Below are 15,054 nucleotides of genomic sequence, written 5' to 3'. Positions count from 1 at the left end.
GCATTAATGCTAAGAGCTGAATAAATTATAATTTAAATAACCTGAGCCAAACGACGAATCCCATCAACAATTGCCTCTACCGGATGATTTGCAAAACCAATCAAAATCCCCTGTCGTGAGACATCGCTCTGGTAATAACGACTTAGTGATAGTATTCCCATCCCTAGTAATCTGGCTTGCTCCTCGACTTCATTTCCAGTTAATCCGTTTTGTAGCCAGCACACAATATGGACGCCAGAGTCAGAAGGCTGCACAATCATTTTATCAGCCAGATATTCCTGAATAGCGTTGACCAGCGCAGTTCTTCTTTCATAGCATGCCTTACGGATTCGGCGCACATGACTGGCATAGTGACCATCCTCTATAAAACTCGCCATCACAGCCTGCTCAAGATAACTGGTGCCAAGATCGGAAAAATATTTCGTCACCATAATCTGTTCTTGTAAACCCGGCGGGACAACTAAAAAACCTAAACGGAATTCCGGGTACATCATTTTAGAAAATGTTCCGGCATAGATTACGCGTTGATTCTGATCTAATCCTTGCAAAGCCTGTAAAGAACGGTCGGCATAACGGAATTCGCTATTATAGTCATCTTCAAATATCCATGCCTGATTCGACTTCGCCCATTCCAGCAACTCAACACGGCGGGATAAACTCAACGTTCCACTTAATGGATATTGATCCGACGGGACGACATAGGCCAGCTTAGCGTCAGGAAAATGATCAATACCATAGCGGACGTTCATTCCCTCGCTATCAACCGGTACCGGCCTCACCATCGCGCCAACAGACATGAAGGCTCCACGGGCGCCTTTGTAACCCGGGTCGTCCAGCCAAACGTCACTTCCTGCCGACAACAATGCTCGCGCAGTAATATTCAATGCCTGTTGAATACCATTTACGATGATTATTTGATCTTCGTTACAGTTCACTCCACGTGTTGTTTTAATGTAGCGGCAAACCGCTTTTCTCAAAGGAAGGTACCCGCAAGGATGAGTGTGAGCTCCCAGTTGATGCCGGGATTGTCTCCAGACACGTTGCAGTAGCTTTCCCCATAACGCATGCGGGAAGAGATCCGTACACCCGACACCAACCGCAAATAGACGGTTCATGCCGCGCCCTTCATACTCATTTGACCATAAATCGCGAACAGGATTATTTCGGCTGTGAACCTGTTCATCAGGCAAGACAACATCCCCCGACGCCATCTTTGGATAGCTATTGCTGATACTCCGATCCGGAATATTATGTGAGACATACGTTCCAGACCCTTTACGGGTCAGGATATACCCTTCATCTAATAGCCGGTCATAACCGGCGATCGCTGAGTTTCGTGAAATTGACATCATCTCGGACAACGCCCTGGTTGACGGCATTTTTGTTCCTGGCGGCAATCGCCCTTCGAGGATGTGATCGCGGAGGATGTGGTAAACCTGCTCCTTAACCGCTCCTTTTCCTAAAACAAATCCTTGAAATAAAGGCGCATTGTTTTTCTTCATTGTATTAACCTTTATACTAAAAGTGGATCCTATCAATATATCGAAAGTGTCTCTTTACGAGAATTTATAAAGTTCTTAGTATCATCATACTAACACATTACTCGTACAAAATATCAGGATATATATGATTAACATGAATACCGTTACTATTGAAAGTGCAGAACAAAAAGACTACGCCAGCTGGCTTCCTTTATGGATAAACTATCAAACATTTTACCAAACTATAATTTCAGATGAAGTTACAAGATTAACGTGGGAGCGTTTCCTTACCCCGAGCGAACCTGTTTATTGTGCTGTAGCCAAATATAATGGGAAAATAGTGGGACTGGTGCACTATCTCTTTCACCGCTCAACCTGGGCAGAATCAAATTATTGCTATCTCGAAGATTTATTTGTTAGCGAAGATGTACGAGGTCAACACATAGGTAAACAACTTATCGAATATGTCCAACAACAAGCCCAAAAACACCACGCGTCAAGATTATACTGGCATACGCATGAAACCAATATCCGTGGACAACGTCTGTATGACTGGGTGGCCAAAAAGAGCGGAATGATCGAATATCGTATGTAAGGATAATAATACTCAGGAGAGTATTTAATTATTCAGTACTAAAAATAAGCCTCTGAGTAGATCTACTCAGAGGATGTATCGGTGACAAATCCCCCCAACCTGAATAAGATAAGGAAAAAAACCAGCGATAAGCAAATTCTTAAGAATCAAAAAGGTAAAGAGCCAGCATGGCAATGATAAAGGATGTTGCAGAGTTAGCGGGAGTGTCCACCGCAACAGTTTCACGTGTTATTAATCAAACCGCATGGGTTGAACCCGTGACGCGTGAACGTGTTGAAAAAGCCATGCGTGAACTGAACTATCATCGCAATGCCGCCGCTATTGCATTAGCGAAACGCAGCGGCGACATGCTCGGGTTATTGACCGGTAATCTTGCCGATCCCTTTTTTGCCAGGCTTGCCCGAGGCGTGGAAGAAGTATCACGCCAGCAGCAATTTCGGCTGATGGTATGCAGCGGTGGCCACGATGAAGGAATGGAAAAATCAGGACTCGATTTCCTGATAAACCAGGGCTGTGAAGCTATTGTTGTCCATGCCAGTAGGCTGTCTGAAAAGGAACTGTTGCGATATGCCGCTCATTTTCCTGCCATGGTCGTCGTGAACCGCTATATTGCCGGGATGGCCAATCGCTGCGTGTGGCTGGAAAATAGTCAAGCAGCCAAAACAGCCACGCTACATCTCCTGGAGCAAGGACATCGTTGTATTGCCTGCGTGACAAGTGACTTACCGATTATCGATCGCCGTGAGCGGCTGGAAGGCTATCGCCAGGCGCTGGCTGAATATGGCATTATACCAGATAAAAACTGGGTGATTAGCGTGCCCTTCAATGAAGAGGGTGGCGAACGCGCTGCACATCAGCTGCTTAATTGCGGCATTCCTTTCACCGCAGCGGTGACGTTTAATGATGTGATGGCCGCCGGGATTATGCGCATCCTCCATCAGCAGGGAATTACACTTCCGCAACAGCTTTCGATCGTTGGATTTGATGATGTGGTGATGGCTCGCTATCTCTATCCTGCACTCACAACGATGCATTATCCCGTTGAGCGCATGGCTCGTTGCGCTTCGCAACTAGCGATACAGCTTTTTAAAGGCGCAACTCAGCGTCCCAGCGTGAATAGTTTCACTGCGGATTTAGTGATCCGCGATTCTGTTCTCCCCCCTCTCTCTGAAATCAATGCGTAAATCGTCAAGCCCCTGAATTGTGATCGACTTCAAGTTTAACGTCTTCATGTAATCGCTTACATGAGGGCCAATGAGCGATCACAGTCAGGCAAAAGGGTGTTCTCTACTCTTGAGCGACCTTACAGACTGGAGATTCATGAATGAATGCCTCTCAAAATCAGAAAAAAACACTCTCATTTGGACTGGCAGTGATCCCTATTTTAGCCATGCTACTGCTGTTAATTATTGGCTACGGCATCATGGGGCTACGTATTGAGCCTTTGTTGTTATGTTCTGCTGCAGTCGCCGCGGGCATGGCCTGGTGGCAAGGGTATTGCTGGGAAGACATCATTAATTCGGTAGTTGATAAACTCGCCAAAGCAATGCCGGTGATCATGATTCTTATCTGTGTTGGCGGCCTGATTGGTACATGGATGTTCAGCGGCACCATCCCTTACATGGTGTACTGGGGACTTAAACTCATCAGCCCCGAATACATTCTCATCGCCGCCTTCTTTTTAACCAGCGTCGTATCCGTATGTACCGGAACATCATGGGGTTCCGCCGGAACGGTTGGCGTAGCGCTGATGGGGGTTGCCGCCGGACTGGATGTCTCGATGGCAGCAGCGGCAGGTGCCGTTGTTTCTGGCGCTTACTTCGGTGACAAGATATCGCCGCTGTCAGACTCCACCAACTTTGCGGCCATTGTCGCAGATACCACTCTTTTCGAGCATATCCAGCACTTATTGTGGACCACTATTCCCAGCTTTCTGCTTGCCGCCGTGGTTTATCTTATTGCGGGCCACAGCAATATGCTCGGCGAGGTCGCCACGCCGCAACGGGTTACCGATATTGTCAACGCTCTGGAGTCGCTATACCACTTCAATATCATTCTGATTTTGCCACCGGTTATTGTGTTGTGGGGCGCGATTCGTAAAAAGCCGGTCATTCCTTTAATGCTGAGTGCATGCGTATTAGCCCTGATTCTGGGCGTTGTCATGCAAGGACTCAGCATCAAGCAGGGACTTGATGCCTTTATAGATGGGTTCAACATTACTATGTTCCCGCAAGGGAGTGAGGGCATTATTGCTGATGTTCCGCGCCTGCTGAACCGCGGCGGAATGTTCTCAATGATGAGCACCATCCTTCTGGTATTTTGCGCATTCTCTTTTGCCGGTGCCTTAACGTTAACCGGCGCACTCAACATTATCATTAACCGCTTACTGACGGTCATTCACAGTGTCGGTCAGTTAATTGCGGCAACCATTGGTACCACCCTTCTGGTGACCGGAGCGACAAGCGACGGCAAGCTGGCTCTTCTGGTTCCAGCTGAATTGTTTAAAGACGCATACCGTCGTATGGGACTGGATACCAAAAATCTGTCCCGCACCATTGAGGACGCAGGCACCGTCATTGAGCCGTTGTTGCCGTGGACCGCCGCCGGAGTTTATATGGCCACGACATTAGGAGTGAGCACGCTGGATTTATTGCCATGGGCGATTCAGTGCTATGCCGCTATCTTCTTCGCCTTGATTTACGGTTTCACGGGAATCGGTATTGCGAAGGCGCCATCAGTGGCAGAAACAGAAAAAAATATCACGGCAACAGAATAGGGAGAGCATGCAATGGATTTTAATAAGATTATCGATCGCCACGATACCGCCTCACTGAAATGGGACTTTATGGCGCGATATTTCGGTGAGGATACACATCAACTGTTGCCAATGTGGGTGTCTGATTTTGACTTTACTTGTCCGCCCGCTGTTCAGGAGGCTTTAACTCACCGCGTCGGGCACGGTATTTTTGGTTACAGCGAACGGCCACAAAGCTACTTTGATTCATTAATTTCATGGTTCTCAATCCGACATCAGCTGGAAATCAAACAAGAGTGGATCTGCAGTATTGAAGGTGTTGTTCCAGGATTATCGCTACTCGTACAAATGCTGAGTCAACCCGGTGAAGGCGTGGTCGTTCAGGGGCCTTATTATGGGTCATTCGCTAAAATTATCTCTCTGAACGGCAGACAGTTGCTGGAAAATCCGTTGTATGAGGACCCGGCTACCGGTTATCAAATGGATTTTGCTCACCTGGAGATGTTATTCCGGACTGAACGTCCACCGTTGATGATTTTATGTAATCCGCATAATCCAACCGGCCGTTGTTGGTCTGTACAGGAGCTGGAACAGCTACTTACGCTGTGCGAGACCTATGATGTGACGTTGCTGTCTGATGAAATATGGGCAGATTTATTGCTTCCTGGAGAACAATTTACTTCAGTTCTGCATCTGGGAGAACGCTGGCATTCGCGTGTAATTTCAGCCACTTCAGCCAGTAAAACGTTTGGTTTGTCGACATTGCGTATTGCTAATTTTCTGATACCGGCACCGGCATTGCGTGAACACTTTTTACGCCGTCTGGATGCACATGGGCTGGATGTATTCAATGCGCTATCCGTCGAAGCGAGTACGGCAGCATGGCAACATGGTGCACCATGGTTAGACGAGCTACTTGGCTATCTGGCTGAAAATCGACGCTGGTTTATTCAACAAATTGATGAATATCTCCCGTGGGCTAGGGTTGTTCCTTCCCAGGCAACTTATCTACTGTGGATCGATTGCAAAGCGCTTGGACTGGATGATGAACAGCTCAAATGGGTAATGCTTGATGTTGCCGGTATTGCGCCTTCAATGGGAAATAGCTTTGGTCCTGCTGGAAAAGGTTTTATCCGCCTGAACATGGGATGTCCACGCGCCTACCTCGAAAAAGCGGTTGAGGGATTGAAGCGTATTGCGTTTACATCTTGCTGAATCTACTCAGTAAACGAATCGGCCCTGGCGCAGGGCCGCTCGATATTATCAGCCATTTCGACGAGGCCTGATTAACGGCCTCTGAACTACCAACCAAAAATAGCGATGCGGAGAACGTGGTGCAGGTTACCCGGGAAATAAGATGCGCACTGAAAACCGCAGTAAACGGGCTTTAAGTTGATTTCGGTAGACTTGGAAAGAGTTTGAAATGGTGCGATAATAGGAGAAAAACAAAAACTTAAACCATTGTATTTATTGATGTAAAATATAAATCGATAACTAAATGCCCCCAGAAATGCCCCCATAGAATGTTATAAATACACTGGAAGGTACGTTATGAACGTTCCTACTATTGGCCCCCAAAAATCAGTAGATTTACAACATATGAAGATCACACCAGCCATTTCCATATGGCTGGTGTATCGGATTAAAGTTCAATTACGCTCTCTATTTCTGTATCTACTCTTAATAACTGACTAATTTCGTTGTGTATTTCTAAATTGTTTTCTTTAGTTTCAATAGAAATAATTAAGCTAAATCTTGCAATGCTAGATTGTCTATTTTCTTTTTTAAGTTCCTTCCACCATCCACTTACAGGATAAATAGCTATGAATTTTTTGTCAGCTAATTCTAATGCTGTTCCACTCCAAATATCGCTATGAATAGAACCTCTATTCCTTAAGGTCGGTCCTAATAACCATTGGCTAGAATCACTTTCACCAGCATCAAATTCTTGATTATCCTCTTTGAATTTTTTGTTTATTCTTGAAACAAACTCTCCTGACTCTTCACCTGGACTATTAAAATCAAATCTTAAACCGAAAGATCCATATTTATATTTGTTATCCCAGCCTCTCTCACCTGGATTAGGCTCTACAAAATAAGATAACGTTACTCTTAACTTTACATCCTCGCCACCAATTTTCTCTAATTCAGAAGAAGGCCATGGCAAAGAGTAAAGAATCATTTTATTTAAGGTGCCATCAACTGTGTAAGGCTGAATTGTATCTTCAACTATCAAATTAACAGACTGATCGCCGCTTGATACTGCTTTAGCTAAATTTGGGCAGCCATAACCTGACATTCTTAAAAGGGATTCAACATTCTGTTTTGTACGCAATGGGGCATGTCTTTCAAGTAATTTTCTTGGCCATGTAGCACTATGAACAACTAGTGCCCGAATCGTTTCTGGCCAATAATTTGGATATTGACCCCATAGTCTAGAAATGAAAAATGCAGCCATACCTGTAGCCGCGCTTGTTTCAGAGAAGCTACTAAAATATTCTCCGCGAGTGAAATCATGAGAGAGCGTTAATAAACTAAGCTCTTCTAAATTTGCCGTAAAATTGAGATCTTTATCATAACCAAAATTCCCTCCCTCAAAAACGACATCAGGCTTATAAGGTGAGGTATTTTTCCATATTCTTGATGTTGTCGATGAAGGACCTAGATCAGTTAATTCAGCTATAACATCATAACCGGGCGTTATAATATTGTCTTCGCTTGCCCAATATCCAATTGTTAAAGCATTATATGAGTTAGCGGGATCTTCAATTGAATAAGTAATATTTGCATCCGGATAATCAGAAATTAGATTAGGTGGAAGATTGCCTGCAGATAATATAAATAATCTTTTCTCTGGATCATCAGGACTACCTGCAGCAAGTCTGTCGATTGCTGCGGACCAACTAGTAGGCATCCCTCTTAAAGTATTTGGAGAGGACACAGCCATCGTAAATATCCGACGTTCTGAGGGTTGTTTGGCTTCTATATTGTAGATAGCATCAGTGGTAATAGCGCCATAAAGTTGAGGCTCATTTACGCCAGTATCAGGTAAAATTTTAGCTGACTCAATAACTCCACTTATCGGCAATTCTTTAGATTGTATTGCGTATTTAAGATCACCAAATAATGCTAATCCAGCAATACCGGTTCCATGACCTTTTAAATCGCTATTCGCCCACTGAGGTTCGGCTACAACTAGTGCATTTTGATTTACAAATGTATTAAGCAGTGGGTGCTGAGAGTTGATACCTGTATCAAGTATGCAAATAGGAATTAATGTATTTAGTTTTCGATAAGTCATACCATTAACCCACTGAAAAGCTTCAGCTGGTTTCAAATCAAGAAAATCTACACTCACAGCTTTCGAGGGCCGAACTTCCGAAATAATCTCCGTCATTTGTTGAAGCAGCATTAACTGATGCATAGAAGCACAGACTATTTTTACAACTCTATCTTTAAAACTAAGCGTGCCTTGTTTAACTGTTATCCCTAACTGACCACATAGTTGTTCAAATTTATTAAGAAGTATTTCTGGTTCTATATCACTTGAGTCCAACCATAACTCAAGATCGTGTATCTTATAGATATCATCAGGGAACTCATCTTGACTAAACCATAAAGCCCGAAAATTGCCATATTCTATATTAGATATGGATTCTATAAATGGTTGATTCTTCGGGTTACCTTTTTTTGTATTCTCAGTAGCATATTCTTTCAGAATCTTTTCAAGTTTAGAAAAACCGTCTACGGGCACAGAAACGTTTGCCATTGTCATACCATCTATAGTATTAACAGACATTATTTTCATCCCATTTGCATCTAAACTTTTTAAAACCATTCGTTCTTTAATTTCTGGATTTTCTTGAAAGGTTATTACGACCTTTTGAGGTTCATTTCCTTTACCTACTAACATCTCCACTGTTTTCTTTCTTTCATTATATATATTTATAGCAGTCTCTAAACTATGCCTCACTTTTGCAAAGTGGGCATTTCTATTCACCGGGCTTTTACCCTTTTTCGGGCCCCCAGTAACTGGTTTATAATCAATAAGTTGCTGTGGTAAGTCGATTTTAATGTGAGCCTTCATAATTCAGTCCCTATGTAATTATTTATATGCTTTTCTCTCTTCTAAAACCTTTTGAAGGTCTGTTTGATCTATTTTATTTAAGTTATTGATAATGGCAAACTTTATCGCATCATCACAACTTTTTGAAACCTCTGAGTAACTTAGCCCCTCAGCGCTACTCAACAAACTTCCCCACTCTTTTACGTTTAATTCAAAAGAATGATATTTTGACTTAATTAATTCAATTAAATTATCTTTTTCAGGCAAAGAATATTCGATCACATCATCAAACCTACGATATAAAGCACTATCTAGAATTTCTTTATGATTCGTCGCACTAATAATCAAACTATCAGAATGATGCTCATCTAATAATTGCAGAAAAGTATTTAAAACACGGCGAATCTCACCTACATCATTATGCATGCTTCTTTTTGAACCTATTGTATCGAACTCGTCGAACAAATAGACTCCTCTATTCATATTGATATATTCAAAAATACTTCGTAGTTTAGACGATGTTTCTCCCATAAACTTCGTTATAAGAGAATCCATTCTTACAGTAAAAAGAGGAAAATGTAATTCATGAGCAATAACGCTTGCCGTTAATGTTTTACCAGTACCTGGTGGACCATATAGTAGTAAATGTCTTCTCGGGACAAGACCATACTGCCTAATTTTAGATGCATTTTTATTCTCTTCTAAAAAACGCAATATCTTATTCCTGACGTCATTTGAAAGAATGACATCTGAAATTTTATTAGTCGGATGAGAAACAGTAAAAAGATCATTAGAGGAATGATTTATTACAGCAGTGCTCGACGAAAGTACTCGAGGGTAATTGTTCCCTTCGTTAGCTTGTAACTTAGCCTTTTCTACAAGTAATCTCAACTCATCGGCGAATTTTCCATGGCCTATCTTTGCTTCATGAGCTGCAATCTGTAGTACTACAGTCAAAAACTTGCGATCATCGCGTGCGATAAAATTTTTTACTAACGCTTTTAGTTGGTTTGCACTAGCCATGATTTAGTCCTGGTTTAAAGGCATTTAAAATTGTTTGAAAAGCCCCTCATGATCATATCATTACAGACTTACTTCAATCCAGAAAGCAGCATCAAACAATTAAACAAAATTAGTCAGCGTGCGCAGCCCCCCACGCCTGCCCGCTTCGCTTAACAGAATGGTTTTCATGCACCCCGTAAATCGTCTCAGGAGCCGCCACACAAGGGCTTTCGCGTCAAAAATGATGCATTAGACTCATGCGTTTTCATGCGCCATAGACATGCACTCATTCGCTCTCAGGCCAGCCAGGAAAAAGGCGTAAAAAATCCCGGTGCCGGGCCGGGATTAGGTAAGCGTTTTTTGCTAATCAGACAGGGATTTGCTGGCGGCTTGATAACTTTGATGCAGAGCCATAGCGATTGAGCGTTTTCAGTTGTTTTTCCGGCACTTGTACTTTGTCTGATTCCTGTTCATTACGACGGGGTTTCATAATTATCGTATCCACACTTTCCAGTGCGGTAAATGTGCAGGAACATTCAAGATTCTGGCACTGATACCATGAGCGTTTAACCGATGGTGCTTCATAGGCGGAGGTTCTGGCGTGTGCCGTAGTGCCGCATTCGGGACATTTAAGTGCCATCAGATACCCTCCGCGGCTCGGTTACGTTTTTGCAGTTCTTCACGTTCCTGCCGGATCTTCATTTTATGAAGGGCCGCCGGAGAGGGAAGTTTGCGGAAATCAGCAAGGGCAGCATAATCCGGTGCAACACCTGCCAGTTTAAACACAGGGTCTTGTTCCGGCATCGCAGCGTTAGTAAGAGCCGGTTTGGTGATATGTTTGTGAATAAAGTCTGTCAGTACTGTGCCCGGGTCATTAACTGAATTCACCACCCCCACAACGGCACTGGCTTCCCGCCCTATTGTGGTTTTGAGCAGGCTCAGTGTCTGGATTAACGCCTTACCATGCGACTGCATGAAGTCTTCCCAGATTTGCTTTGCGCGAATTTCCACAAGGGTGTTATGTGCGCTGATATACTGCCCGGCTAATTTCCCGGCTTCCTGCGGTAATAAGGCATTTTCGCTTTCCTGAGCTGCCAGCAGTTCATCAAAATCCTCAAGCGTTTCTCGTCCCAGCGCAATTTCCGTGCGCAGTTTTTTCATTTCCTTTGAGACTACGCCCTGGCTTTCACGAAACAACGTGCGCCACTCCTCATTCAGGGCGTTCGTCGTGGCTTCCATTTCAGCGCGGCGCTGGCGGATAGTTGCAATATTATCCGCAGCCGCTTTCTGCCGACGACGTGTTTCAAGCCATGCACTTCTGGCTGTGTTCAGGGTTTCCAGTGCCCGCTGCGTTACAGCCGGAAAAGTGGAAAGGTTGTTATTCTCTGCTGGGTTGTTCATGACTTCTCCTGTCGGGTTGCTTCGTTACGTCAATTGTGTCGTGGCTGACACAAGCGCACTATCGGTGCTCAGTGTGTGGTGGCTGGCACAACGGGCGTTTGCGGTTATTCAGGCATGGCTATGAAAGCCAGCCAGATAAAAATGCCTCGGTTTCAGTCTGCGTTATGTCCCTGATGCGGTGGAACAGGTGAAACATGTGTTACAGCATTGTTTTATAAAGTATTTATATGCACAGCACAGGTGGAACATCGCGTGTAACAGGGTGGAACAGCGGATCGGCTGGCGTTCCACCTGTTCCACCTCACTATTTCAAAAGGTGGAACAGGTTCCGCCCTTGTAAAATACGGTTGTTCCACCTGTTTCACCTGTTACCCTTAATAAATAAGACTCACGCAAAGTATTAACCCGGCACCTCGCTGTTGAAGACATAGAGCCTGCGGGGATTCATCTCTGGCGGGCGAATGGTTGTCTGGAGCTTGCCATCGGTTGAGGGCAGCAGGTATCCACGATCTGCGCACAAACGCGCCACCTTGCGCGGGTCAAATCCCCGGCAGATTTCTTTCCAGCCGGACGGCATGACGTAGAACGTGGTGACTGCTTCCGTGCCCTGCGCGGTACTGCCTTTCTCCACCCTGCGCCAGCCCACCATATTGCCAGGGCGGTTGCGCTCGTCGTGCCAGTCTGCAAAGCGGCTGTACTGATTCGCGGTAAAGAAACTGCGTACCTGCTCCAGTGCGGCAATATCTTCCTGATTGGCGGTGTGCCCGCGATCTTTAAGCCATGCGTTCAGGCAGACGCGGGTTGCCCGCAGCGCTTCCCCCTCAGGCCAGCCGGTGATCCCCAAACGGGTTGCCAGTTCTCCCGCCATCGCCACCAGTGCAAAGCGGTTCACAGCCCGGCCCACCTGATTGCCCGCATCTTTCGGGGTCAGGGCGGCGGTATATTCCTTCATCAGTGACTTTGCCTGTGCCGTCAGCCCGTTAAGATCAGCTGTCAGGGCTTTCAGCCACTCCCGAAACGGCGAACCGTAGTAACTGGACGTGGCCCATTCAAGATGCTCCGCCAGAGCTTTGCCGCTGTCGAAGCCGTGCAGCTCCTCAAATACGCCAAATTTCCCGGAATCGCTGGGGATCTGGATCATCCTGACTTCCATCCCGGCAAAGGTACGCTCACCAGCTTTTGCCGCATGTTCGGTCAGTGACAGCTCGCCGGTTGAAAAGAACAGCAGCCGCCATTGCTTACGGGTGCGCAGCTCACCGTCCGTACCGGCACGGCCCTTGCCCTGACCGTTTGCCAGCATGTAGGCGATATTGCCTGCCTCGCGTCCATCCACCTCCCGGATCTCATCGAGCATCATGGCGGCATCGTTGCGGCGGCTGGCGCATCCCTCCAGCGCGTTGCCGGTTGCCCGCCACGTCTGCCAGTAATCAGGCCCACCGCAGACGGAGGTTGCCGCTTTCATGGTGGTGGTCTTACCGTCCGTCGATTCCCCCTTGAGGTGGTAGCCGCCGCCGTCCATACCAACCAGCCGTAACAGTGGTGCAGCAAACGCCAGACTGACGGCAAACGCCACGCGGGAGTTGCCGGTGCAGTAGCGGGATACGTGCTCCCGCCACTCCTCCGTTGTGCCCGACACGCGGAAATCGCGCCCCTGCACGGAGTGGTCTGGAGAATGACCCCCTCTGCACCTTCACCGCTGACCTCATCCTGCAGGACGTAAACCTGACCATGCCAGCCAGTGCGGCTGACGCAGGTCACGCGGCGTTCCGGTTTACACAACGAGATATATTCCATCAGGCGGGCGCGGGCCTCGCCGGTGGTGCTGATATAAGACAGCCCGTTAACCAGCAGAACCCGGCGCAGCTCCTCACCGCTGCCGCTCAGCATTTCCATCGGCATCGCCCAGCGGCGACGCTCTCCCCACGTATCTTCCCACTCCAGCAGCCGCCCGAAGTTACCGCCATCGGCATCGCAGGTGATTGCCGTCACGCGCAGCGGGTTGCATATTTTGACGTTCTGGATCTCCGTTTCACCGTTGCGCTGTACCTGTTTTTCATACCAGAGATATTCCTGGGTAAGACGGAATCCGTGCGGCAGCTGCGTGCGGCCCTCCCCACACAGCACCAGACCATTACGAAAGGCTTCACGGGCGCGGGTTATACCGTGCTCACGATGGAAGTCATTCCAGTCAGCCTTAATCTCTCCCGGTGGCAACGTTATCCAGCCGCCGACGGCTTTTGCCGCCCGTTCAGCAAAGGATCTGCCGGGATTTTCGCCCCCGTCCTGAAAATCGTTATCACCGGCGATGATAATTTTTACCTCAGGCCAGCGTGCCCGCAGCGACTGCGCCACGTTGGGCAGGTTGCCTGCAGATATGGCAGCCACTACGCATCCGGCGGTGAGCTGGCTCACCGTCAGTGCCGTGGCGTAACCTTCGGTAATCACCACCTGTACCGGTGGTTCAGACGGTAACGGGCTGAGCGCCACAAACGCGCCTTTCATCGTACTGCCGGGCAGTATGCTTTTTTCACCCGTCGGGGCGATAAGCTGCGCACCGGTCACGGCTCCGGCGTTGGTCGTGAGGGGTAGCAGCAGGGAGCCGGCAGGAAAATCCTTACCGCTGATATGCTGCACGCTCCCGGTCAGGGAGGCCGGGTATCCGGCGAACCCTTTTCCGGTCAGATAGGGGCTTTCTCCCGTGTGGCTCTCTTTCATCAGCGCCGCCACGGTAAGGCTCATATCGCGTTTAGGGGCTTTTTGCCTGCCGGGCTTAACGGGCAGTTCCTGCACATCCGGCACATTAAGCACCTGCGCCACCTCCTGCGCAGCCTTTCTGACGCCGTAACCGGTCATGAGCTTAACCAGATCCAGACCGTCACCATTGCCGCACTGGCTGCAAATCCACGTTCCGCGCCCGTCAAGATCATCGAGGCGGAAACGATCCTTTCCCCCACATTTCGGACAGGGACCGTGCCTGCCGTTTTCGGGTACATCAATACGCAGCATCTGCAGAATAACGGGCCATTTCCCCCGGGCTGCGGCTGAAATCTGCGTAACCGTCTGTGTTGTCATACTTCCCCCTGATGCAGCGCCACACCCGTGCTGCAGAAATCATCAAAGGCCGCCGGAAGTGTGCGGTACAGCTCCGCCATTACTTCACAGCCGCGCACGGTCAGTACCGGCGGCGCAGTCAGCAGTGACGGCTCCAGCATGTCAGTCAGCAGTGCCAGCGCGGCAGCGGCGCCCAGTGCTTCGCCGTACTCGTTAATCAGTACGCACTCGATATGCAGGGCAATGGCCATTTCAATACGCTCAACCGTCAGGCTGTGCGGACCATACTGATCGCTGCCGGTTTCGTTCAGCGTTTTCTGCCGCCATGCCGATGCAATAGCCCGCCGGTACAGCGCGGTGGTCATTTCTGCCGGGAAAATAGAAACCTGCGGCTGGTTCATTGGGTGCCTCCTTCAATCAGTTCGCAGCTGTGCGCAATATCCGTCAAATCTGCCCGCAGGTACTCCATCAGCGCGGCAATGCCTGGCGCACAGCCGGCATCCAGCGTTCCGCCCTGAGACGGGTATTCAGAAAAGAGAAGCTGCAGCATGTCGCAGGCCTTTCTGGCTCTGTCCAGTTTTCCGAAACCGTCCTCTGACAACCCATATGCAAAAGCACCGGTATAGTGTTTTTCAGGCAAGGAGTGGCCCTGAGCACCGTTGTGCCCGTTTGAAATATTCATCGTGGATTACTCCGTTTTTAG

11 protein-coding genes and 1 pseudogene are annotated in these 15,054 nt (G+C 47.5%); 4 read left to right on the top strand and 8 right to left on the bottom strand.

Annotated features, from left to right (window positions below):
- Positions 1–32: 32 nt before the first annotated feature.
- Positions 33–1,502, bottom strand: a complete 1,470-nt coding sequence (pdxR, locus tag OGY83_RS00590) for a MocR-like pyridoxine biosynthesis transcription factor PdxR (protein WP_286634880.1) — start codon at positions 1,500–1,502, stop codon at positions 33–35.
- A 124-nt stretch (positions 1,503–1,626) separates the two neighbouring features.
- On the opposite strand from pdxR, the gene OGY83_RS00585 reads away from it, so the two are divergent.
- The 4 genes from OGY83_RS00585 to OGY83_RS00570 all read left to right on the top strand — a co-directional run bounded on the left by OGY83_RS00585 (position 1,627) and on the right by OGY83_RS00570 (position 6,046).
- A complete protein-coding gene (locus OGY83_RS00585) occupies positions 1,627–2,076 on the top strand; it encodes a GNAT family N-acetyltransferase (RefSeq protein WP_286634879.1) in 450 nt (149 codons plus the stop codon).
- Between the two features lie 167 nt (positions 2,077–2,243).
- Positions 2,244–3,260, top strand: a complete 1,017-nt coding sequence (locus OGY83_RS00580) for a LacI family DNA-binding transcriptional regulator (RefSeq protein WP_286634877.1) — start codon at positions 2,244–2,246, stop codon at positions 3,258–3,260.
- A gap of 140 nt (positions 3,261–3,400) precedes the next feature.
- Positions 3,401–4,852 (top strand): Na+/H+ antiporter NhaC, encoded by a 1,452-nt coding sequence (gene nhaC, locus OGY83_RS00575; RefSeq protein ID WP_008783827.1) that lies wholly within the window; start codon positions 3,401–3,403, stop codon positions 4,850–4,852.
- Positions 4,853–4,864: 12 nt separating this feature from the next.
- Positions 4,865–6,046: a MalY/PatB family protein gene (locus OGY83_RS00570; RefSeq protein WP_286634876.1), complete on the top strand. Its 1,182-nt coding sequence runs from the start codon at positions 4,865–4,867 to the stop codon at positions 6,044–6,046.
- 427 nt (positions 6,047–6,473) lie between these two features.
- Here OGY83_RS00570 and OGY83_RS00565 read toward each other — a convergent pair whose 3' ends face one another.
- From OGY83_RS00565 to OGY83_RS00535, 7 genes and pseudogenes are all read right to left on the bottom strand, one after another.
- Entirely contained in the window at positions 6,474–8,918 is a 2,445-nt protein-coding gene (locus OGY83_RS00565) for a S8 family peptidase (RefSeq protein WP_023225875.1), read from the bottom strand.
- Between the two features lie 18 nt (positions 8,919–8,936).
- Positions 8,937–9,920, bottom strand: coding sequence for an AAA family ATPase (locus OGY83_RS00560; RefSeq protein ID WP_023246052.1), 984 nt, complete (start codon positions 9,918–9,920; stop codon positions 8,937–8,939).
- 346 nt (positions 9,921–10,266) lie between these two features.
- Positions 10,267–10,539, bottom strand: a complete 273-nt coding sequence (locus OGY83_RS00555) for an ogr/Delta-like zinc finger family protein (protein ID WP_023225877.1) — start codon at positions 10,537–10,539, stop codon at positions 10,267–10,269.
- Complete coding sequence (locus OGY83_RS00550) at positions 10,539–11,300, bottom strand: phage polarity suppression protein (RefSeq protein ID WP_286634873.1); 762 nt, start codon at positions 11,298–11,300, stop codon at positions 10,539–10,541. The genes OGY83_RS00555 and OGY83_RS00550 overlap by 1 nt, the downstream gene beginning before the upstream one ends.
- A gap of 400 nt (positions 11,301–11,700) precedes the next feature.
- A pseudogene (locus OGY83_RS00545) lies at positions 11,701–14,372 on the bottom strand (DUF927 domain-containing protein).
- A complete protein-coding gene (locus tag OGY83_RS00540; protein ID WP_181219019.1) occupies positions 14,369–14,752 on the bottom strand; it encodes a DUF5375 family protein in 384 nt (127 codons plus the stop codon). The pseudogene OGY83_RS00545 and the gene OGY83_RS00540 overlap by 4 nt, the downstream one beginning before the upstream one ends.
- Positions 14,749–15,033, bottom strand: a complete 285-nt coding sequence (locus tag OGY83_RS00535; RefSeq protein WP_141238304.1) for a hypothetical protein — start codon at positions 15,031–15,033, stop codon at positions 14,749–14,751. Before OGY83_RS00535 ends, OGY83_RS00540 begins: the two co-directional genes overlap by 4 nt.
- Positions 15,034–15,054 lie beyond the last annotated feature (21 nt).

It is taken from the genome of Citrobacter sp. Cpo090, from assembly GCF_030332665.1.
GTDB lineage: Bacteria > Pseudomonadota > Gammaproteobacteria > Enterobacterales > Enterobacteriaceae > Citrobacter > Citrobacter portucalensis.
Note: the sequence above shows the minus strand (reverse complement) of the source record. Positions and strands in the feature narration are given on the sequence as shown.